Here is a 19,585-nt window from a genome sequence, read left to right on the forward strand (position 1 = left end):
CGAAGAGGCCGACCAACTCAGGCCCTTTCTCTCGAGGACGTGGGGCCGGCCGCCGGCACGGCGTCACCCGGCGGCTGCCGGCGGAGGGCGGCGACGAGGCAGCCCCACAGCAGCACGCAGAGGAGCGCGTCGCAGACCAGGCTGGAGACGACGGCACCCTGCCAGCCGTAGGCGGGGATGAGCCAGACGTTCAGCCCCGCGTTGACGACCCCCACCGCGATCTGACACACCGTACGGCGGCCCTGCATCCGGCTGCCCGAGAGGGTGTCGGCCGCCAGGTAGTGCAGCGCCTTCAGCACGAGCAGCGCGCTCAGCCCCTGCAACGCCGTCTCGGCCGCCGCGAACTCGGCCCCGAAGACGTACGGCATCGTCCACGCGAACGCGACGAGCGCCAGGCTGGCCGGCGCGCTGAACATCAGGTAGCGCGGCAGCAGCCGCCGGGTGAGGGCGAAGGCGGCGCGGGTCCCGTTCCGGCCGGCCTCGAAGAACTTGGGGTACGCCACCGCCGCCATGGAACGGCCCGGGGTGTACGCGAAGTCGACCACCCGGTACGCCGCCGCGTAGATGGCGGCGCTCTCGGGGGTGCTCAGCCGCGACAGCATGACCTTGTCGAGGTCGTTGTAGACGGTCTGGGCCGACAGGCCGACGGCGAACAGCATTCCGGTGCGGGCCTGCCCGAGCGCGCCGCGGACGTCGAACCCGAACCCGCCCGCGCCGCGCAGCCCGAACCCGATCACCAGCACGCCGACGACGCCGGAGATGGCGGCCGACAGGGTCGCCCAGCCGTACAGCGTCATCGGTGCCGCAGCCGCGAGGCCCAGCGCCAGCGCCCCGGCCAGCCGGCACACGTGCAGCAGGGCGGGGATGACCGAGGCGAGGAAGACCTGGCCCCGGGCCTGGACCGAGGCGGCCACGACCTCGACGAGCCGCCACGCCACCAGGTCGGCGAAGGCGAGGCAGGCGACCGCGACCACGCTCACCTGGGCGCCCCAGATGGCCACCCCCGCGGCGGTCACCAGGACCGTCGCGCCCGCCCCGAAGACGAGGGTGAGCAGCAGGCCCCGGGCGAGGTGCCGGGGCCAGTCGGACGGCGAGTCGGCGTAGCTCTGGAAGATCAGGCTCGGCGCGCCGGCCGAGGCGAACGGCGACACCACGGCGACGAGAGCGGTGATGCCGACGAACAACCCGTAGGTGTCGATCGGCATCTCCCGCGCGAGGAGAACGAAGAGCGCGCCCTGCGCGATGGTGCGCAGCAGGGTCCCGGTGAAGAACTTCCCGGACTTGCGCAGGAAGCCGTCGCCCCGGCCGGACAGGGCGGACCTGCGCCGGTGCGATCGAGGCCGGACGCCGTCGGGGGCCGCCACGGATCCGGCCGTGCCCTGGGCCAGGGTCACCGCTGCAACGCCTCCACCCACCGGCGGCTCACCACGGCGGGATCGAGAGCCGCGCAGCGGGCGTGCCAGGCCTTCTCGAAGTCGGCGTGGGTGGGACGCTCGTCCTGCGTCATCCGCCGCACCGCCTCGGCCAGCGCCTCGGGGGTGGGCGCCGCCGCCAGCGTCCCCGGCACCAGCGTCGGGATCAGCTCGTCCAGCGCGGGCACCGGCAGCGTGGCGACGGGCAGGCCGGCCTCGGCCGCCTCGACCAGGCTGAACCCGAACGTCTCGGCTCGCGAGGGGTGCACCAGCAGGTCGGCCTCGGCGAGGAGGGCGCCGACGCCGGGAACCCGGCCCAGGAACGTCACACGGCCCGCCAGGCCCAGGTCACGCGCCTGGTTCTCGAGCAGCTCGCGTTCCTCGCCGTCGCCGGCCAGCGTCAGGTGGTAGGCCGCCGGCAGGAGGGCGAGGGCGGACAGGGCGCAGGAGTGGTTCTTGTACGGGCGGAACGCCGCGGTGGTGAGCAGTTGGATCCTGCGGGGGTCGACGACGGCCCGGGGCGGGACGAACGGGGTGAGCGGCATCGGGTTGGTGATGGTGACGACGGGCTGCCCCGGTGCGAGGTGCCGCACGGTCCGCGCGACACCCTCCGAGACGGCGACGACGAGCCGGGGCCGCAGCGCGCCGACCCGGGTGACCCGGGCGAGGGTCCGCACCCTCCGGTCGATGCGCAGCCGCTCCGGGAGCAGGGAGTGTTCCCACGCCACGAAGCTCCTGCCGGACCCGGCGAGCGCCGCGCCCACCGGCACGGTTCCCCACAGGCCGCTGGCCACGATCTCGACGTCGGCCGGCAGGCCCTGCAACCGGCGACGCAGCGGCGGCACCGCCTCCATCAGGCGGGTGATCCGGGACCCCAGGTTGAGGGTGTCGATCGGCAGGTCACCGAGGCCGGCCGGGATCCCCCGCGACATGACGGTGGCGGAGACCTCCACGCCCTGCGCCCGCAGGCCCTGCATGAGCAGCGCGGCGGCCCGCTCCATGCCGTAGAAGGGCTCCAGCTGGGGCAGCACGAAGTGCAGGCGCATCAGCGGGCTCCGTCGCTCGGGCGGGCACCGGCGGCGACGCGGGACTTGCGCATCGCCACGCGCTCCAGCGTGGAGCGCGGCACGAGGCCGAGCGCGGCCAGCACCGCGTTACGGGCCGACGGCGGCGAGTTGCGGCGGATGGCGCGCACCATCTCCCGTACGCCCTGCCCGTCGCGGGCCTGCAGCGCGTAGCGGAGGGTCTGCGCGGCGATGAAGTCGGAGAAGGTCTCCGGGGACCACACGCCTTCCCACCGCTTGGCCCACTCCCACGACTGGCGCCAGTCCGCGCGGGCGGAGATGGAGCCGGGGCTGCCCACGGTGTAGACGGCGGTGGCCTCCTCCACCTGCACGATCCTCGCGTGGGGCAGGCGTGCCGCCCGCACCAGCCAGTCCCAGTCCTGGTGCCGGGGCAGCGTCTCGTCCCACGGGCACCGGGTGGCCAGTTCGTGGGTCGTCACGAGGGTCGAGGTGGGCAGCGACTGGCGGCCGACGCCGAGGTGCCGGCGGCGGAAGAGGTAGTCCTCGGGCAGCATGCCGTCGGCGATCAGCGTCTCCGGGGCGGCGGTCGGGAGGGGAGCCGCGCCGGCCTTGCGTTGCAGGATCCGGGACGACACGACGGGCAGCCAGCCCTTGGCGGCCAGCCGGTCGACGACCGGCACCTGCGTCGCCAGCTTCGTCGGCAGCCAGGTGTCGTCGTCGTCCAGGAACGCCACGTGGCTGCCGGGGGCGGCGTGCGCGACCCCGAGGTTGCGCGCGTGCGAGCCCCGCCGGCCCCCGCCGGTGCACACGATCTCGTCCACGTGCCCCCGCAGTTCCCGCACGGACGCGGGGACCTCGGCCAGGTCGCAGACGACGACGATGCGGACGGACACCCCCTGCTGCCCGCGCGCGGACAGCACCGCCTCCGCGATGCTGGGCCTGCCCGTGGTCGGGATCACGACCGAAACGTCCGGCAATCGACTCTCCAAGCACTCGGCGCGCGGTTGACGGCGAGCGCGCACAGGTAACGGCAGACGGTGAGGTCCGGGGCCACGGTGCCCACGGCATCCTCGGTCGGGCGGGCCGTCGGCGGACGGCCCCACTCAACGGCTCAGCGACCACCGCCACGGAAGACCTCGGACACCGTCCGGATGAGCACCTTAGCGTCGAGCCACAGCGACCAGTTCTCGATGTAGTAGTTGTCGAACCGCGCCCGGTCGGAGATCGGGGTGTCGCCGCGCAGGCCACTGACCTGCGCCAGCCCGGTGAGCCCCACCGCGACCCGGTGACGCATGGCGTAGTTGGGGTACTCGGCGGAGAACTTCTCGACGAAGTACGGCCGCTCGGGGCGCGGCCCGACCACGCTCATGTCGCCCCGCAGGATGTTCCAGAGCTGCGGCAGCTCGTCCAGCGACGTGCGGCGCATGAAGCGGCCGATCGGGCCGACCCGCTGGTCGTGCGCGATCGACCAGTTCGTCTGCGACTCGTGCTCGTCGACGGGACGCATCGAGCGGAACTTGATGATGTGGAACGGCTTGCCGTGGCGGCCGATCCGTTCCTGGTAGAAGAAGATGCCCGGGCCGCCGTCGAGGAGCGTCGCGATCGCGCAGAGCAGGAGAACGGGGCTCAGCAGCAGCAACGCCGTGCTGGCGAAGAGGATGTCCGACGCACGCTTGAGCGCCCACCGGGGCCCGGACAGGGTGATGTCGCCGACCTTGACGATCGGGATCGCGCCGATGTGGTCGCCGTGCGAGCGGGAGCCCCAGAGCCGTGGCACGGCCCACAGGTCGCAGCTCGCGCTGCGCGGCTGGCGGAGGACCTCCATCAGGGTCAGCTCCGGGCAGCTCGGGTCCGCGATGATGAGCACGTCGCACTCGACCATCCGGACGAGCGGTTCCAGCTGGTCCAGGGTGCCGATCAGGGGGAGCGCCGCCGGCACCTGCGGGTGCGTGGAGTCGACGCAGCCGACGAAGCGCAGCCCGTACTGCGGGTAGCGGCGCAGCAGCCGGGCGAGTTCCACGGCGATCGGCCCGCTGCCGATGATGATGGCGTTGTGCTCCACCCAGCGACGCTTGCGCGCGATGGTGGCGAACTCCCGCGAGAAGACGCGACCGACGAGGACCAGCCCGGCCGCGATGATCACCCCGCGTGCGAACCCGCCCACGTACTCCGCGGAGTCGTGCCGCAGCGCCGCGACGATGGTGACCACGGCCGCGGACGCGAGCAGCCGCCCGCAGAGGCTCGGCAACTCGTCGAGGATGCTCACGTGACGACGGGCCCGGTAGAGCCCGCCCGCCGCGAAGATGGCCACCGTCAGGCCGGCCATGGCCAGCGTCCCGCGCCAGTACTGGAGGCTGATCAGCAGGGGCGCCAGCAGGGCGGCCACGTCGACGGGCGCCGTCATCATCCAGGCCCGCAGCCCTCGGGTGCGCGTGGACGCGCGGGAACTCGCGTACGGCAGCACCGCCGTCACGTCGAGGCCGGGGCGGGGCGCGCCGTCGCTCGCCTGACCGCCCGCAGGCGGCGCGGAGGTGGGCAGCGCTCCGGTGGCACCGCCCCCGGCGCCGGCCCCGCCGCGTACCCCCGCCCGCATGCCTCGCGCCACGTCGTCGCGGTGCGGCGTGCTGGCGTCGTGGTCCATCGCCTGTTGCCTGGACATGGTTGGTCCTTCCCCGTTGACTGCCCCGGCGGCGCGCGGCAGCTTCGAGGCGAACGAAGGATACGACCGGTACGCGCGCCTCACCAGAGCCGGGAAGGCAGTCCGACCTCCTACTTTCCGGCGTTCAGGATCTCCGCAACGGCGTCGCGCCGCACGGCGTCGTAGAAGGACTTGGCCTTGTCGGCGTTCGCGAACACGACGCTCTCGCTACCGACCCTGCCGGTGCCCTTCGTCGGGCTGGTGATGAAGCGCAGGTTGTTGCCGCGCAGGCCGCGCAGGTCGGTCGCCATGCCCAACAGGGACATGTTCTCGTCCACCGACACCGCGTTCGACGTCGCCTTGACGAAGGAGTTCAGCTTTCCCGGGTTCGTGACGATGCCCCCGGACACGGCGCGGTCCAGGATCGCCTTGATGACCTGCTGCTGGTGCCGGATGCGGGCGAAGTCCCCGTCCGGGAACTGCTTGCGCTGGCGCGAATAGTCGAGCGCCGCCTCACCGTCCATCCGCTGCGCTCCCTGCCGGAAGGTGCGGAACGGAGGGTGGATCGAGGTGAAGGTCTTCTCCGCGTCGATGTCGATGCCGCCGAGGGCGTCGATGATCTCCTTGAAGCCGGCGAAGTCGACCATCATGACGTGGTCGATCCGCACGCTCGTGAACTTCTCGACGGTCTGCACCATCAACGGCACGCCACCCCACGCGTACGCGGCGTTGATCTTCGCGTCCCGGCCGCCCTCGTTGCCGTCCTTCGACCGGGGCACGGGGACCCAGGTGTCCCGGGGGATCGAGATGAGCTGGGCGCTCGACCGGTCCTTCGGCAGGTGGGCCAGGATGATCGTGTCCGTGCGGGAACCCGACGTGCTCTCCGGGTCGCGGGTGTCGCTGCCCAGGATCAGGATGTTCATCGCGCCCTTGGCCACCGCCTGCGGACGGCCCTCCTCGGGAACGTCCGCGAACGCGTCGACGCGTTCGATGTCCGACTCCACCGAACGCAGGTAGAGCCCGCCGGCGATCATGCCGCCGCCGCCGAGCAGCGCCACCACCAGCAGGCTGATGAGGGCGACGCGCCGCCACCGGCGACGAGGCTTCGCGTGCTTCCCCGGCTGACGCCCGGTCTGGTCGGCGACCGGGTCCGGCTCGACGAACTGTTGTGGAACTGGCATGGCGGCGATGCTACTTATCCGCCGGGGTGTGCGCGTACCCTCATCCGGCTGGTGACGGCCCCCATCCGTGCCGACCCGTCCCATCCCGTCGCACACCGTCCACCTCGTTGCGGGCCGATGGGGCTTTCCCCTACACCTGTTCGCTTCCGGCTGGTAGAACCCTTGCGTGGACGCAACGAAGCTTCGACGGGCCATCGCCCGCACCCCCCTCGCCCCCGTCGCGGCCTTCCCCAAGCGCCTGGCCCGCGTCGCCCGCCACGACGCGAAGGTGCTGCGCACCTCGGCCCGCTGGCTGGTCACCTCCCGGGAGCACCACAACTACACGTACGAGCTGACCAAGCTGAGCCGGCACCACCTCGCCTGGTTCGTCAGCGTGGTCTGCGACGTGCCCGTGAAGCAGGTCCGCGCGTACTTCGCCGAGATCGAGTCGGACGACGTGCTGCGCCGGCACATCGAGTCCGCCACCGCCGGCGCCGCCCGCCGGGGCCTGGCCGACCGGCAGGTCCGCTACGCCCGCCGCATCGGCTGGTACGCCATCGTGCGCGCCACGAAGCCGTCGCACGTGGTCGAGACCGGCGTCGACAAGGGGCTCGGCAGCTGCGTGCTCGCCGCCGCGCTGCTGCGCAACGCCGCCGACGGGCACCCCGGCCGGGTCACCTCGCTGGACATCAACCCCGAGGCCGGCTACCTGGCCCGGACGGCGCCCTGGTCCGAGGTGGTCGACCTGGTCATCGGCGACTCCATCGCCTCCATCGCCGCGCTGGACCGGCCGGTCGACCTCTTCCTGCACGACAGCGACCACAGCCGGGCCCACGAGAGGCGCGAGTTCGAGGCCGTCGAGGGCCGGCTGGCCCCGGGCGCGATCCTGCTCACCGACAACGTCACCGCCACGAACGTCCTCGCCGAGCACGCCGAGCGCACCGACCGGCGGTTCCTCGCCTACCGGGAGACCCCCGCCAACCACTGGTACCCGGGCGACGGCATCGGCGTGGCCTGGTGAGACCGCGGGCGTGAGCATCGGCTCCTCGCGGTGCGCGGGAAGTCCCACCGCGACCACGTCCGCGCGGGAGGCGGTCCGGGCGCGCACGCGGGGCAACGGCCGGGCGCGAGCCGTGGCAGGGTGAACGCATGCGGTTGAGCGCCATCCACACGTACCCCGTCAAGGGTTGTCACCGGCGCGACCACGACGTCGCGGGCGTCGAGCCGTGGGGCCTGGCCGGCGACCGGCGCTGGATGATCGTCGACGCCGACGGCGTCGGCGTCACCCAGCGGGAGACCACGCGCCTGGTCGCCCTGCACGCCACGCCGCACGACGGCGGCCTGCTGCTGCGCGCCGAGGGTCACGACGACCTGGACGTGCCCGAGCCGGCCGGCGGCGATCCGGTCGCGGTGCGGACCTTCCGCAACCGGAAGCTGCCGGTGCCCGCGCTCTCCGCCGGGCCGGCGGCCGACGCCTGGCTCGGCGCGTTGCTGGGCCGTGCCGCCCGGCTGGTCTGGCTCGCGCGACCGACCCGGCACATCCCGGCGGGGGACCGGGAGCACGACACCGGCGACCGGGTCAGCTTCGCCGACGCCTACCCGCTGCTGCTGGCCTCCACCGCCTCGCTCGACGCGCTCAACGGGTGGCTCGCCGAGGCCGGCGAGGAGCCCGTGCCGATGGCACGGTTCCGTCCCAACCTGGTGGTGCAGGGCGCGGCGGCCTGGGCCGAGGACGACTGGGCCGGCCGCCCGCTGCGCATCGGCGGCGTCCGCTTCCGGGCCGCCGGGCCGTGCGACCGCTGCGTGGTCACCACCACCGACCAGGAGACGGGGGCACGCGGGAAGGAACCGCTGCGCACCCTCGCCCGGCACCGCAAGGTCGGTCAGAAGCTCCTCTTCGGACTGCACCTGGTTCCCGAGGAGACGGGTCGGATCGCGGTGGGCGACCCGCTCGTGCCCGGCTCCCCCTCGTGAGCCGGTGTCGTCCGCACGGCTTCTGACGTTCGTGATCGGCGTTCAGCCCGCGGGTGCCGGCGGGGCGGCGAGGTCCAGCCACATGAGAACCTCGTCGCGGTCGTCGCCGGGGGCGACCCGCAGCGCGCCGGGCAGCCGACCGATCTCCCGGTAGCCGAGTCGCCGGTAGAACCGGTCCAGCCCCAGCCCGTCCCGCACGGTGACGTGCAGCGCCTCCCAGCCCATCCCGCGGCCGAGGCGCTCGGCCTCGCGCATCAGCGCGGCGCCGTACCCGTGGCCCTGGGTGTCCGGGTGGACCATCACCCGCTTCAGCACGCACCAGTGCGCCTTCAGGTCGAACCGGTTGTCGCAGAAGATCAGCGCGGCGACGGGCCGCTCGCCCGCGTACCCCAGGAGCAGGCGGTCCGGGCCCTCGGCGATGCCGGCGAAGGTGGGATCGGCTGTGTGCCGGACGTCGGCGGCGGTGACCGGCGGTACGAACCCGACCGCGCCGCCGGCGTTGGTGACGTCGACCCAGAGGGCGACGATCCGTTCCCGCAACTCGGGGGTCAGTTCGGGATCGAGGACGAAGCGCAGGCTCACCCGGTAATCCTGACGGCGCGGGCCCCGCGCGGACCCGTGATCGTGACGCGCGTGACAGGGTGCTCGGTGCGGGAGGGGGGATTCGAACCCCCACGTCCTTTCGGACAATAGGACCTAAACCTACCGCGGCTGCCGTTACGCCACTCCCGCCGACCCGCTGAGTCTAGAGTGTTCCGCCGCATCGGTGGTGGGCCCGGCCACGCGGTCGGCCGTCGGGTGCCCGGCTGGCGGCGCGACCGGGCCTGTACAGGCTCGGCCCCGGTGCGGCGGCGACCTCAGTCCAGCCCGAGGTCCCGGCGCAGCTTGGCGACGTGGCCGGTGGCCTTGACGTTGTAGAGCGCGCGCTCGATCCTGCCCTCGGCGTCGATCACGAAGGTCGAGCGGATCACGCCGGTCACCGTCCTGCCGTACGACTGCTTCTCGCCGTACGCGCCGTACGCGGTCAGCACGGACCTGTCGGTGTCGGCGACCAGCGGGAAGGTGATGGCGTCGCGCTCGCGGAACTTCGCCAGCTTCTCCGGCTTGTCGGGCGAGATGCCGACGACCTCGTAGCCGGCCGCCTGGAGCGAGGCGAGCGAGTCGCGGAAGTCGCAGGCCTGCTTGGTGCAGCCGGGCGTCATGGCCGCCGGGTAGGCGTACAGGACGACCTTGCGGCCGCGCAGGTCGGCCAGCGAGAGCGTCTCGCCGGTGTCGGTGGGGAGGCTGAACTCCGGCGCGGGGTCACCGGGGGAGAGGCGGTCGGGCGCGGTCATGGCACGACCCTACCGCCGCCCCCGCCCGCCCCCGGCCGGCGCGCCGGACGCGCGTGCAGCGGCGTCGATCATGCAGTCATGGTGCCCGATCTGGTCCGCTCTGCTCTGGTTCGTCGCCCACCACAACTCCATGATCGACGCGTGGGGAGGGGGGTGGGGAGGGCGCGGGGGGTGGTGGGGAGGGGCGGGCGGCATGGAGGCGGAGGGCACCGGCCGCGGTGGCGCCCGCGCCGGCGACGAGGATCAGGGCGACCAGGATCCGGGCCGTCGACGCCGGCCAGGGCACGGGGGCGACGGCGCGGGCGAAGACGGCGGCGTTGGCCAGCCCGGCGAAGAGCGCCAGGCAGGCCCCGGCCAGCGCCAGCGCGAAGTCGGCGGCCGGCCGGCGGGCCAGCGCGAAGACCCCCGCCGCGACGGCGCCGAGCCCGGTCAGCAGCGCCCAGACCTGCCCGCCCAGCAGGCCGGTCAGCACCCCGCCGACGCCTTGGGCGCCGGCGTCCAGCTCCCGGCCCACGGTGAACACCACCGCGGCCACCCCGCCGAGGACCAGCAGCGCGCCGAGCCCGGCCAGTGCCCGCGCGCCCGGCCCGGACCGGGCCGGCAACAGCCCGAGCGCCCCCACGGCCAGCAGCCCGACCGTGGCGACCACCCACCAGACGTACGCGTTCGGTGGCGGCACCCAGTCGAGGGTGCCGCGGATCTCCCCCGTCTCGGTGCCGGCGCGCAGCGGCACCGTCCAGTCCCGCACCCGGTGCTCCCGGTCGGGGGCGGCACGCACCTGCGGTGGTGGCGCCGACTCCCGCCAGAGCGCCCGCTGGTCGTGCCAGCGGACGGTGGAGGAGCCGTCGACCCGCCGCCAGTCCGGGGCGGCGGCCGGGTTCGCCTCGGCCGGCAGCCGGGTGTCCCCGGCGATGGTCCGGTTCAGGTACGTCGCGGGGGAGCGGACGTTCTCGTACACCCCGTCGGGGCCGACCCGCAGGTAGGGCTCGCCGGAGTAGCCGAGCACCTCGACGGCGCGGTCGCCGGTGTTGGTCAGCTCCAGCCGCGCGCCCGCCTCGACCACCCGTACGGTCAGTCCGGGGCGGGCCGGGGCGACGGCGCTCACCTCGGTGCGGTAGTCGGTGCCGTCGGGGGCGTCGGCGCCGTGCGCGGCGGCGGGCGCGGCGAACGCGGCCGTCGCGGTCAGCGCGCCGGCGAGCACCAGGCCGGCGCGGGTCACCAGGTCGCGGATCACCTGCCGGCCGCCTCCACCGCCGCCTTGATCCCCTCGGGGCTGCGGTCGGCGATCTCCTCGCCGTCGACCAGGATCGTCGGGGTGCCGGTGATGTCGGCCTTGCTGGCCTCCTCCGTCACGTGCTCGGTCCACGGCTTGAAGGTGCCCTCCCGCAGGCAGGAGGCGAAGCCGTCCCGGTCGATGCCGGTGCCCGCCGCGATGTCGGTCAGTTCCTCGTCGCTGAGCCCCGCGCCGCCCTCCGGCGGCTGCCGGTCGAACAGCGCCTTGGCGTACTCCCGGTACCGGCCGCCCTCCGCCGCGCAGCCGGAGGCGGCCGACGACCGGGTCGAGTACTGGGTGCTGGAGAAGCGGTTCAGGTACGCCACCGGGTGGTAGACGACCCGCACCTTGCCCTCGCTGATGAGCTGGTCGAGGGTCGGGCCGCTGGCCTGCTCGAACTGCTTGCAGGCCGGGCAGAGGAAGTCCTCGTAGATGTCGATGGTGACCGGGCCCGAGCCGGCGACGACCCCGGTGCCGGCCTCGTTCGAGCCGGTCGGCGGGGTGAAGTCGTCGGAGCGCTGGCTGGAGTAGACGCTCCAGCCGATGAGGCCGGCGACGACCAGGACGGCCACGGCGGCCACGGAGACCCAGAGCGTCCGCTTGCGCCGCTGCTCCCGGGCCAGCTGCTCGCGGACCACCCGGGCGGCACCCTTCTGCCCCTTGCGACTACTCATCCTCGTCCTCCAGGGATGCGTCCCCCGCCAGCCAGCCGTCCACCGAGACGGGGGTGCGGGGCCAGATCAGCAGGAACCCGGCCAGGGCCAGGAATCCCAGGTCCCGGAGGATCTCCGGGAGGTAGCTCGGGCTCTGGCCCTCGGCGAGCTCCCCGCCGGCGCCGAAGCAGCCGCAGTCGATGGCGAGGCCCCGGCTCCAGGCCGAGACGATGCCGACGACGAAGACCACCAGCAGCGCCGCGGAGACCCCGGCGGAGAGCCGGGTGGCCAGCCCGAGCAGCAGCAGTACGCCCAGCGCCAGCTCGACGAAGGGCAGCGCCGCGCCGATCACCGTGGCGAGGTCGTACGGCATGACCTGGTAGGCGTTCACGGCGCGGCCGGAGGCGGCCAGGTCACCGACCTTGCTGCCGCCGGCGAACAGCCACACGGCGGCCAGGCCCAGCCGGGCGGCGACGCCGAGCCAGGGACGGACGGCGGGCCAGCGGGCGACCCGGGTGTGCGGTGCGGTCACGATCATTGGTCGTCCCGTCCCCGGCGGAAGTTCCCGGTCATCCGGCGAGGGCGTCGCCGACCGCCTCGACGAGGTCGTTGCGCGCCCGGGCCACCCGGGAGCGGATGGTGCCCACCGGCACCCCCTCCACGGCGGCGGCCTCGGCGTACGACAGGCCGAGCAGCTGGGTGAGAACGAACGCCGCGCGTCGCTCCGCCGGCAGCCGGCGGAGCAGGTCGGCGGCGCCGAGCTGACCGGCGGGGTCCGGGTGCGACCGGTCGGTCCAGGCGTCGGCGGCGAGCCGCTCGCCGAGCCGGCGGCGACGGACGACCGTGCGCAGGTGGTCGGCGCAGGCCCGGCGGGCGATGCCCAGCAGCCAGGTGCGCGCGCTGGAGCGGCCCTCGAACGCCGGCAGCGCCCGGAACGCCCGCAGGTAGGTCTCCTGGGTCAGGTCGTCCGCGCTGTCCGGATCGACCAGCGCGGCGGTGAAGCGCCACACCTCGGCCTGGGTCAGCCGGACGAACGCGGCCTGCGCGACGGGGTCGCCGTCGCGGGCGGCCAGCGCCCACTCGGTCGCCGACTCCCGCGCAGCGGCGCCCGCGTCACCGGTCGGGCTGGCGGCGGAGGTCTCGCGCGGGGCGGGGATCACGACAGTCCAGGTTACGCGGCGGGACCGGGCCCGGGAGGGTCCTTCGGCCCTTCCATGGCCTGCGCCACCTCGGGAACTATTCCGCCGCGCCGCACGACTACCCCCACATGACATGCGACGACGTACGCGCGGCGCTGTCGGCGCGGCTGGACGGCGAGGACCCGCTGGCGGCGCCGGCGGTGCTGGACGCGCACGCGGAGAGCTGCCCCGGCTGCCGTGCCTGGCTGACCCGGGCCGAGCAGGTGACCCGGCTGGTCCGGGTGCAGGCGGTGGCGGTGCCCGACCTGACCGCGTCGGTGCTGGCGGCGGTCGCCGCCGATCCGCTGGCGCCCGGGCGCACACGGGCGGCGGCCCGGGCGGCCCGCCGCCAGGTGCTGCGGGTGGCGGTCGCGGTGGCCGCGGTCGCCCAGCTGTCGATCGCCCTGCCGATGCTGCTCGCCGGGCTGGGCGTGACCGTCGACCCGCACACCAGCCGCGAGATGGCCTCCTTCGACGTGGCGCTGGCCGTCGGCTTCGCGCTGGCCGCGTGGCGGCCCGAGCGGGCCCGCGCGTTCGTGCCGGTCGCGCTGGTGCTGGCGGTCTGCCTGGCCGGCACCAGCGCGGTGGACATCGCCAACTCGACGACCGCCCTGGTGCACGAGGTCGGCCACCTGGCCGCCGTGGTGCAGGCGGGGCTGCTGTGGGCGCTGGGACGGGTCAGCGACGAGCCGGGCCGCCGGCCGTCCTCCGCACTCCTGGCCCGCCATGGCTGACGCCGCGCCGGCCGCGCGGGTGCCGACGGCGTCGGGCGGGGCGGGGCTCGCGCCGGGCGCGCGGGTTCCGGCGGTCCCGGGCATGGTCGGAGTCGCGCCGGACCCGTCGGATTCGAGAGCATTGCCGGCATGAGTGTCGCCAACCGCCGCTGGACCGCCCGGCTGATCGCCACCGCCGGCCTGCTGGTCACCGTCGTCGCCCTGCTGATCGCCCCCGCCGGGCCCGCCAGTGCGCACGCGGTGCTGGTGAGCAGCAGCCCGATCGCCTCGGCGGTGGTGTCGAACGGGCCGGCGGAGGTCGTGCTGACGTTCAGCGAGTCGGTGCGCAAGGTGCCGGGCAAGATCCGGGTGATCGCGCCGGACGGCTCCCGCGCGGACCGGGGCGAACCCACCTTCGAGGGCACCGTGGTCACCGTCCCGGTCGATCCGGCCGGGGCGCGCGGCACGTACCTGGTCAGCTACCGGGTGATCTCCGCCGACAGCCACCCCGTCTCGGGCGCGTTCACCTACTCCGTCGGCGCGCCCTCGACGCCCCCGGTGGACAGCGGGGACGACAGCCGGGCCGACCCGTTCGTCGGCAACGCCGTCAAGGTCGCCAAGTACGCCGGCTACGCCGGCCTGCTGCTGCTCGTCGGCCCGGCGCTGGTGCTCGCCGCGCTCTGGCCCCGGCGGCTGCCCCGGCGAGGCCCGGCCCGGCTGGCCTGGGCGGGGCTCGGCCTGCTGGCGGTCTCCACGGTGGCGAACCTGCTGCTCCAGGTGCCCTACACCGCCGGCGGCGACGTGTTCGACGTGACCGGCGAGGGGCTGAGCGACGTGCTCGGCAGCTCCTTCGGCGCCGCGCACCTGATCCGGCTGGGTCTGCTGGCCGCGGCGGCGTTCCTGCTCCGGCCGCTGATGGCGGGGCCGGTCGAGCGGAGCGACCTGGTCATCCTGGGCGTGCTCGGGGCGGCGGCGCTGGTGACCTGGCCGCTGGCCGGGCACCCGGCGGCCTCGCCCGCCCCGGCGGTCTCCGTGGTCGTCGACACCGTCCACCTGGGCGGCATGGCGGTCTGGATGGGCGGGCTGGTGATGCTCGCCGCCTTCCTGCTGCCCCGGGCCGACGAGCGGGAGTTGGGTGCGATCCTGCCGATCTGGTCGCGCTGGGCGGCGCTGGCCGTCTCGGCGCTGCTGCTCGCCGGCACCGTCCAGGCGCTGATCGAGGTGGCCACCCCCCGCGCGCTGGTCGACACCACCTACGGGCGGCTGGTGCTGGGCAAGATCGGGCTCTTCGTGCTGGTGATCGCGGTGGCCGCGTACTCGCGGCAGCTGGTGCGCCGGCGCACCGCGGCCGGCCGGCCGACGTCGATGCGGCGGGCGGTCTGGGCGGAGCTGGCGATCACGGCGGTGGTCCTCGGCCTCTCCGCCGTCCTGGTGCAGACCACCCCGGCCCGCACCGCCGGCGCCGACGTGGCCGGCTCGACGGGCGGCTACTTCTCCACGACGCTCTCCAGCCCGAACTTCTCGCTCCAGGTCGAGCTGGACCCGGCCGAGCGGGGCAACAACACCGTGCACTTCTACGCGTACACCAAGGACAACCGGCCGCAGCCGGTGGTGGAGTGGCGGGCCACGGTCGCCCTGCCGACGGCGGGGATCGAACCCATCCAGGTCCCGCTGCTGCCGCTCACCGACAACCACGCCACCGGCGAGATCAACTTCCCGGCGGCGGGGGAGTGGCAGCTGCGCGTCACCGTCCGTACGTCGGACATCGACCAGGCCACGGTGACCGCCACCGTGCCGATCAGGTAACAGGAAGGCTCGCACCATGATCCGTCACCGGCGTACCGCAAGCGCCGCCGCCGCCCTGGCGCTCGGCGCCGTCGCCACCGCCGTCCTCGGCTTCGCGGCGCCCGCCTCCGCCCACGTCACGGTCAACCCGCAGGAGGCGACCCAGGGCGGCTACGGCCGGTTCGCCTTCCGGGTGCCGAACGAGAGCGACACGGCCTCCACCACGAAGCTGGAGGTGGTGCTGCCGGAGAACGCGCCCGTCGGCTCCGTGTCGACGATGCCGGTGCCCGGCTGGACGGTGGCGGTGGAGAAGCGCAAGGTGGACCCGCCGGTGGAGGTGCACGGCAGCCAGCTCAGCGAGGTCGTCTCCAAGCTCACCTGGACGGCCACCGGCAACGCGGCGGTCAAGCCCGGCCAGTTCCAGGAGTTCCCGGTCTCGATGGGGCCGCTGCCGCAGGTCGAGACGATGGTCTTCAAGACGTTGCAGACCTACTCCGACGGCAACGTGCAGCGGTGGATCGAGGAGCCGCTCCCCGGCGGCGAGGAGCCGGAGAGCCCCGCCCCGGTGCTCGCCCTCACGGCCGCCTCGCCGTCGACCGCCCCGACCGCCCCCACCGGCGCGGCCGCACCGCAGGCCGACGACGATGACGACGACGAGAGCGACGGCGTGGCCACCGGGCTCGCGGTGGCCGGCCTGGTCGCCGGCGTGGGCGGCCTGCTGCTCGGCGGGCTCGCGTTCTCGCGTACGCGGCGGGCGCCGACGTCGCAGGTGTGACCCGTACCGCTCGCCGGCCCGTCGGACCATCCGACGGGCCGGCTGCCTTTCCTGACCCGTGCCGTGGATATCCGCTGATCGGTCGCCCCGCGTCGGTAAGGTCGGCCGGGTATCCGGCTACGGAGGGGGACGAGACGAATGCGGTTCGTGCGGGTGCTCGCCGCCATGCTGCTGCTGACGGTCGGGATCACGGCGCTGCTCGCCGGTGGGGCGCTCGCGCTGCTCACCCGGCAGGCCGACCCGGGTGGGGCCTTCAACGCCCGGTTCGAGACCGTGCAGACCCCCGGTCACGCGGTGGTCGTCCGGGACGTCGACGAGCTGCTGCGGGCCGAGGCGCCGTTCGCCCGCGCCGGGCAGGCCCGGCTCCGGCTCGACGCCCGGACGCCCGACGGCCCGGCCTTCGTCGGGCTGGCCCCCGCCGACGAGGTGCGGCGCTGGCTCGACCCGGTCCCGCACGCCGAGGTGCGCCGGGTGGCGCTGGCCCGGGGGCCGCTGCCGGTCCGGTTGCAGCCCGCCGGTCCCGCGCCGTCAGCGGCGCCGTCCGCCGGTCCCGCGACGTCCGTGGCGCCGATCGGCCAGCCCTTCTGGGTACGCGAGGGGATCGGCACGCTGGAGTGGACCCCGGCGGAGCTGGCCGACCGGCGGCTGAGCCTGGTCGTGATGCGCCCCGACGGGCGGGCCGACCTGAGCCTGGAGCTGCGCGCGGGCCTGCGCGCCGGCTGGACCGCCCCGGCGACCGCCGGGCTGCTGGCCGGCGGGGTGCTGGCGGTGGCGCTGGCCCTGCTCCTGCTGCGCCCGGTGCGCCCCCGCGAGGTGGTCTTCGTGGTCGAGCCGGACCAGGTGCCGGTGCTCGCCGGCCGCCTCGGGGTGACCTCGCTCAGCGGCCTCGGCGCGCAGCCGACCCGGGACAGCGACCGGTCCCGCGTCGCCGGGCGTCAGCTCGCCTCGGTCGGCGCCGCCCCCACGGGGGACCGGCCGGCGATCGGGCCGGTGCCCGCCCGCCGCCCCGCGACGCTCGCCGACCTCGCCGGAGACGACCCGGCGCTCCGGCCGCCGGAGGTGAGCCTCACCCTGGCCTGGCCGCCCGCCGCCGTCGAGGAGACGGCCGACCCGGTCGCCGCGGCGGGCCGCCGCCCCGCCGCCTCCGACGACGCCCCGCAGTCGCCCGACGACCCGCGCTGACCTCGCGTCCGGGCCACCTCGCGCTGCGGACAGCGGTCCTTGCCGCGGGACGGCGCCGTCGGGGCCACGGGACGGTGCCTGCTTCCCGCAGTCAGGGGCACTGGATGGTGCCTGCGTCCCGTCGTTGGGGGGCACTGGATGGCGCCTGCGTCCCGTCGTCCGGGGCACGGGACGGTGCCTGCGTCCCGCTGTCCGGTGCACCGCGCCTGCGTCCCGAGGGGCGGCCCGGACGGCGGACGGCCCTCCGCGCTGCCGACGCGGAGGGCCGTCCTCACCGGGGGATCGGTGCTACCCGAGAGTCGTCTGAGGTAGTTGCGACCAGATTAGCGATGAACGGGGCTACTTGGGAAGAGTGTCCATTTGGCGGGGCTCGCCGCCCTCCCGCCGCACCGGCAGGACCACCAGCAGCAGGAGGCTCAGCAGCACGTACGTGTTGCGCACCAGGAACTCGCCCGGTGAGTCCGTACGCACCGGGGCGATCCCCCAGTCGTGGAAGGTCACCACCCCGTACACGATGAGGGCGGAGGTGGCGACGGCGAGCGCCACCAGCCGACGTCGCCGGCGGGCGCCCTCGCCGGTCGCGGGGTCGGCGCGCAGCGCCGCGTCCGCCAGCACCACCACCGCCGGGATGAACCAGTAGATGTGGTGGGTCCAGGTGATGGGGCTCACCAGCGCGCCGACCAGCCCGGTCAGGGCGAGGCCGGTGAGCGGGTCCCCGGCGCGGGCGGCCCGCGCGGCGCGCCACAGCCCGTACCCGGCGACGACCGCCACCAGCAGCAGCCAGATCAGCTGGTTCGGCTTCTCCGGCGCGGTGATGCGGCTGAGCAGGCCGAACAGCGACTGGTTGCCGGTGTAGTCGGTGCGGCCGACCCGGTCGGTCGCCCACAGCTCGTGGGTCCAGAACCGCCACGAGTCGCGTGGCGCGACCGCCGCGGCGAGCAGGGTCGCGGCGGCGGCCGTCACGCTCGCCACCGCCGCCGCCCGCCACCGGCGGGTGACCAGCAGGTAGACGATGAAGATGCCCGGGAAGAGCTTGAGCGCCGTCGCCAGCCCGACGCCCACGCCGGCCCACCGGCTCGCCCGGGGTACGGCGAAGAGCAGGTCCGCCAGGATCAGCACGACCAGCAGCATGTTGATCTGACCGAAGGTGATCGTCTCGCGGGTGCTCTCGACGGCCAGCACCAGCAGGACCGCCACGGTGAGGGTGAACACACCCGGCAGGCGGTGCCGGGCGATCACCGGCGCGAGCAGCCACCGGGTGGTGACCACGACCGCCAGGCCCGTCAGCACCGTGAAGATCGCCACGGTCGCGCCCAGCGGCAGCAGCGCGAACGGGCGCAGCAGCAGTGCGCTGAACGGCGGGTAGGTGAAGTAGAGCTCGCCCTGCACCCGGTCGGGCTGCACGTAGTCGTAGAGCGGGTTCCCGGCCGCCCACCAGTCCATCGCCCGCATGTAGATCTTCAGGTCGAAGAAGTCGTGCACCAGGCCGGGCAGGTAGAGCGCCGGCAGCACGGCGGCCAGCGCCAGCAGGGCGACGAGCCGGCGGACCGTACGGCCGCCCGGATCGTCGTCGGTGACGGCGGGCGGTGCGGCGGGTTCGGCTGGCACGGGGGAAACCCTAGCGGTCACCTCGCGCGCCGGTGCGCGGGCGCGCGGCCGGGTGGGCTGCGCGTAGGCTGTCCCGGTGGCTGATCTTCTCGTCTGGATCGACTGTGAGATGACCGGGTTGGACCTCGGCAGGGACAAGCTGATCGAGGTTGCCGCGCTCGTCACCGATCCCGACCTCAACGTGCTCGGGGACGGCGTCGACGTGGTGATCCACGCCGACGAGGCGGCGCTGGCCGGGATGCCGGAGATCGTGGCGACGATGCACGCCAAGTCGGGGCTGACCGAGGAGGTCCGGCGCTCGACGGTGACCCTCGCCGAGGCCGAGGAGATGGTCCTGGACTATGTGGCCAGCCACGTGAAGGACCCGCGCACCGCCCCACTGTGCGGCAACTCGATCGCCACCGACCGGGGCTTCATCACCCGGGACATGCCCCGCCTCGACGCGCACCTGCACTACCGGATGATCGACGTCTCGTCGATCAAGGAGCTGTGCCGCCGCTGGTACCCGCGGGTGTACTTCGGCCAGCCCCAGAAGGGGCTCGCGCACCGGGCCCTGGCCGACATCCGGGAGAGCATCCGGGAGCTGGAGTACTACCGGCGGACCGTCTTCGTGCCCCTGCCCGGGCCGGACGTGGAGACCGCCAAGGCAATAGCAGCCGGACTCTGAGCCGCCGGGCACAACCCGCTCGGCGGAACCCGCTGGACGTAGCGGGCAGGGGTGGGGCTATTATTGGTCCGCACCCCGCCCGGGGCGATCGACCGGGCGCGGATCCATCGGGTGTGAACGGCATGGTGGCTGTAGCTCAGTTGGCAGAGCACCGGGTTGTGGTCCCGGTTGTCGTGGGTTCAATTCCCATCAGTCACCCGTTGACCGA

Annotated in this window: 18 protein-coding genes, 2 tRNA genes and 1 pseudogene; 8 read left to right on the forward strand and 13 right to left on the reverse strand. The window is 74.4% G+C overall.

Annotation, left to right across the window (positions count from 1 at the left end; genetic code table 11):
* Positions 1-17: 17 nt before the first annotated feature.
* The 5 genes from AB0G08_RS13885 to AB0G08_RS13905 all read right to left on the reverse strand — a co-directional run bounded on the left by AB0G08_RS13885 (position 18) and on the right by AB0G08_RS13905 (position 6,256).
* Positions 18-1,394: an oligosaccharide flippase family protein gene (locus AB0G08_RS13885; protein WP_358087093.1), complete on the reverse strand. Its 1,377-nt coding sequence runs from the start codon at positions 1,392-1,394 to the stop codon at positions 18-20.
* Positions 1,391-2,458: a glycosyltransferase gene (locus tag AB0G08_RS13890; RefSeq protein ID WP_358087094.1), complete on the reverse strand. Its 1,068-nt coding sequence runs from the start codon at positions 2,456-2,458 to the stop codon at positions 1,391-1,393. The genes AB0G08_RS13885 and AB0G08_RS13890 overlap by 4 nt, the downstream gene beginning before the upstream one ends.
* Positions 2,458-3,540: a glycosyltransferase family A protein gene (locus AB0G08_RS13895; protein WP_358087095.1), complete on the reverse strand. Its 1,083-nt coding sequence runs from the start codon at positions 3,538-3,540 to the stop codon at positions 2,458-2,460. Before AB0G08_RS13895 ends, AB0G08_RS13890 begins: the two co-directional genes overlap by 1 nt.
* An 8-nt stretch (positions 3,541-3,548) precedes the next feature.
* On the reverse strand, positions 3,549-5,096 hold the full coding sequence (locus AB0G08_RS13900; RefSeq protein ID WP_358087097.1) for a sugar transferase: 1,548 nt from the start codon (positions 5,094-5,096) through the stop codon (positions 3,549-3,551).
* 110 nt (positions 5,097-5,206) lie between these two features.
* Positions 5,207-6,256 carry an LCP family protein gene (locus AB0G08_RS13905; protein WP_358087099.1) on the reverse strand — a complete coding sequence of 350 codons (1,050 nt, stop codon included), beginning with the start codon at positions 6,254-6,256 and terminating at the stop codon, positions 5,207-5,209.
* Between the two features lie 166 nt (positions 6,257-6,422).
* On the opposite strand from AB0G08_RS13905, the gene AB0G08_RS13910 reads away from it, so the two are divergent.
* Positions 6,423-7,256: a class I SAM-dependent methyltransferase gene (locus tag AB0G08_RS13910; protein ID WP_358087101.1), complete on the forward strand. Its 834-nt coding sequence runs from the start codon at positions 6,423-6,425 to the stop codon at positions 7,254-7,256.
* 128 nt (positions 7,257-7,384) lie between these two features.
* A complete protein-coding gene (locus AB0G08_RS13915) occupies positions 7,385-8,209 on the forward strand; it encodes an MOSC N-terminal beta barrel domain-containing protein (RefSeq protein ID WP_358087103.1) in 825 nt (274 codons plus the stop codon).
* 42 nt (positions 8,210-8,251) lie between these two features.
* Here the strand turns inward: AB0G08_RS13915 and AB0G08_RS13920 are convergent, their stop codons facing one another.
* The 7 genes from AB0G08_RS13920 to AB0G08_RS13950 all read right to left on the reverse strand — a co-directional run bounded on the left by AB0G08_RS13920 (position 8,252) and on the right by AB0G08_RS13950 (position 12,629).
* Entirely contained in the window at positions 8,252-8,791 is a 540-nt protein-coding gene (locus tag AB0G08_RS13920) for a GNAT family N-acetyltransferase (protein ID WP_358087105.1), read from the reverse strand.
* Positions 8,792-8,858: 67 nt separating this feature from the next.
* Positions 8,859-8,941 (reverse strand) — tRNA-Leu (locus tag AB0G08_RS13925).
* 125 nt (positions 8,942-9,066) lie between these two features.
* The gene (gene bcp / locus AB0G08_RS13930; protein WP_357868117.1) at positions 9,067-9,543 is read right to left on the reverse strand and encodes a thioredoxin-dependent thiol peroxidase; all 477 of its coding nucleotides are present in this window, start codon (positions 9,541-9,543) and stop codon (positions 9,067-9,069) included.
* A 76-nt stretch (positions 9,544-9,619) separates the two neighbouring features.
* The gene (locus AB0G08_RS13935) at positions 9,620-10,777 is read right to left on the reverse strand and encodes a hypothetical protein (RefSeq protein ID WP_358087107.1); all 1,158 of its coding nucleotides are present in this window, start codon (positions 10,775-10,777) and stop codon (positions 9,620-9,622) included.
* Complete coding sequence (locus AB0G08_RS13940; protein ID WP_358087109.1) at positions 10,774-11,490, reverse strand: thioredoxin domain-containing protein; 717 nt, start codon at positions 11,488-11,490, stop codon at positions 10,774-10,776. Before AB0G08_RS13940 ends, AB0G08_RS13935 begins: the two co-directional genes overlap by 4 nt.
* The gene (locus tag AB0G08_RS13945; protein WP_358087111.1) at positions 11,483-12,007 is read right to left on the reverse strand and encodes a MauE/DoxX family redox-associated membrane protein; all 525 of its coding nucleotides are present in this window, start codon (positions 12,005-12,007) and stop codon (positions 11,483-11,485) included. Before AB0G08_RS13945 ends, AB0G08_RS13940 begins: the two co-directional genes overlap by 8 nt.
* A gap of 31 nt (positions 12,008-12,038) precedes the next feature.
* A complete protein-coding gene (locus AB0G08_RS13950; RefSeq protein WP_358087112.1) occupies positions 12,039-12,629 on the reverse strand; it encodes a sigma-70 family RNA polymerase sigma factor in 591 nt (196 codons plus the stop codon).
* 107 nt (positions 12,630-12,736) lie between these two features.
* Between AB0G08_RS13950 and AB0G08_RS13955 the strand changes: the two genes are divergently transcribed.
* The 4 genes and pseudogenes from AB0G08_RS13955 to AB0G08_RS13970 all read left to right on the forward strand — a co-directional run.
* Positions 12,737-13,381, forward strand: a complete 645-nt coding sequence (locus tag AB0G08_RS13955; RefSeq protein ID WP_358087114.1) for a zf-HC2 domain-containing protein — start codon at positions 12,737-12,739, stop codon at positions 13,379-13,381.
* A 120-nt stretch (positions 13,382-13,501) separates the two neighbouring features.
* The gene (locus tag AB0G08_RS13960) at positions 13,502-15,166 is read left to right on the forward strand and encodes a copper resistance protein CopC (protein WP_358087216.1); all 1,665 of its coding nucleotides are present in this window, start codon (positions 13,502-13,504) and stop codon (positions 15,164-15,166) included.
* Between the two features lie 16 nt (positions 15,167-15,182).
* Positions 15,183-15,920: a YcnI family protein gene (locus tag AB0G08_RS13965; protein WP_358087116.1), complete on the forward strand. Its 738-nt coding sequence runs from the start codon at positions 15,183-15,185 to the stop codon at positions 15,918-15,920.
* Between the two features lie 678 nt (positions 15,921-16,598).
* Positions 16,599-16,925 (forward strand): annotated as a pseudogene (locus tag AB0G08_RS13970) (hypothetical protein); the annotation flags it as partial.
* Positions 16,926-17,441: 516 nt separating this feature from the next.
* On the opposite strand, the gene AB0G08_RS13975 reads toward AB0G08_RS13970, so the two are convergent.
* A complete protein-coding gene (locus AB0G08_RS13975; protein ID WP_358087117.1) occupies positions 17,442-18,710 on the reverse strand; it encodes a glycosyltransferase family 87 protein in 1,269 nt (422 codons plus the stop codon).
* A gap of 76 nt (positions 18,711-18,786) precedes the next feature.
* Between AB0G08_RS13975 and orn the strand changes: the two genes are divergently transcribed.
* Both orn and AB0G08_RS13985 read left to right on the forward strand, forming a co-directional pair.
* The gene (orn, locus tag AB0G08_RS13980) at positions 18,787-19,377 is read left to right on the forward strand and encodes an oligoribonuclease (protein WP_358087119.1); all 591 of its coding nucleotides are present in this window, start codon (positions 18,787-18,789) and stop codon (positions 19,375-19,377) included.
* Positions 19,378-19,502: 125 nt separating this feature from the next.
* Positions 19,503-19,575, forward strand: a tRNA-His gene (locus AB0G08_RS13985).
* Positions 19,576-19,585: the final 10 nt, after the last annotated feature.

The organism is Micromonospora sp. NPDC023644, from assembly GCF_040640115.1.
In the GTDB taxonomy this organism is placed as follows: domain Bacteria; phylum Actinomycetota; class Actinomycetes; order Mycobacteriales; family Micromonosporaceae; genus Micromonospora.

Coding starts and splice junctions, on each gene's coding strand:
- AB0G08_RS13915 (WP_358087103.1), top strand. CDS start 7,385: ATGCGGTTGAGCGCCATCCACACGTACCCCGTCAAGGGTTGTCACCGG.
- AB0G08_RS13965 (WP_358087116.1), top strand. CDS start 15,183: ATGATCCGTCACCGGCGTACCGCAAGCGCCGCCGCCGCCCTGGCGCTC.
- AB0G08_RS13945 (WP_358087111.1), bottom strand. CDS start 12,007: ATGATCGTGACCGCACCGCACACCCGGGTCGCCCGCTGGCCCGCCGTC.
- AB0G08_RS13900 (WP_358087097.1), bottom strand. CDS start 5,096: ATGTCCAGGCAACAGGCGATGGACCACGACGCCAGCACGCCGCACCGC.
- AB0G08_RS13940 (WP_358087109.1), bottom strand. CDS start 11,490: ATGAGTAGTCGCAAGGGGCAGAAGGGTGCCGCCCGGGTGGTCCGCGAG.
- AB0G08_RS13890 (WP_358087094.1), bottom strand. CDS start 2,458: ATGCGCCTGCACTTCGTGCTGCCCCAGCTGGAGCCCTTCTACGGCATG.
- AB0G08_RS13905 (WP_358087099.1), bottom strand. CDS start 6,256: ATGCCAGTTCCACAACAGTTCGTCGAGCCGGACCCGGTCGCCGACCAG.
- AB0G08_RS13955 (WP_358087114.1), top strand. CDS start 12,737: ATGACATGCGACGACGTACGCGCGGCGCTGTCGGCGCGGCTGGACGGC.
- bcp (WP_357868117.1), bottom strand. CDS start 9,543: ATGACCGCGCCCGACCGCCTCTCCCCCGGTGACCCCGCGCCGGAGTTC.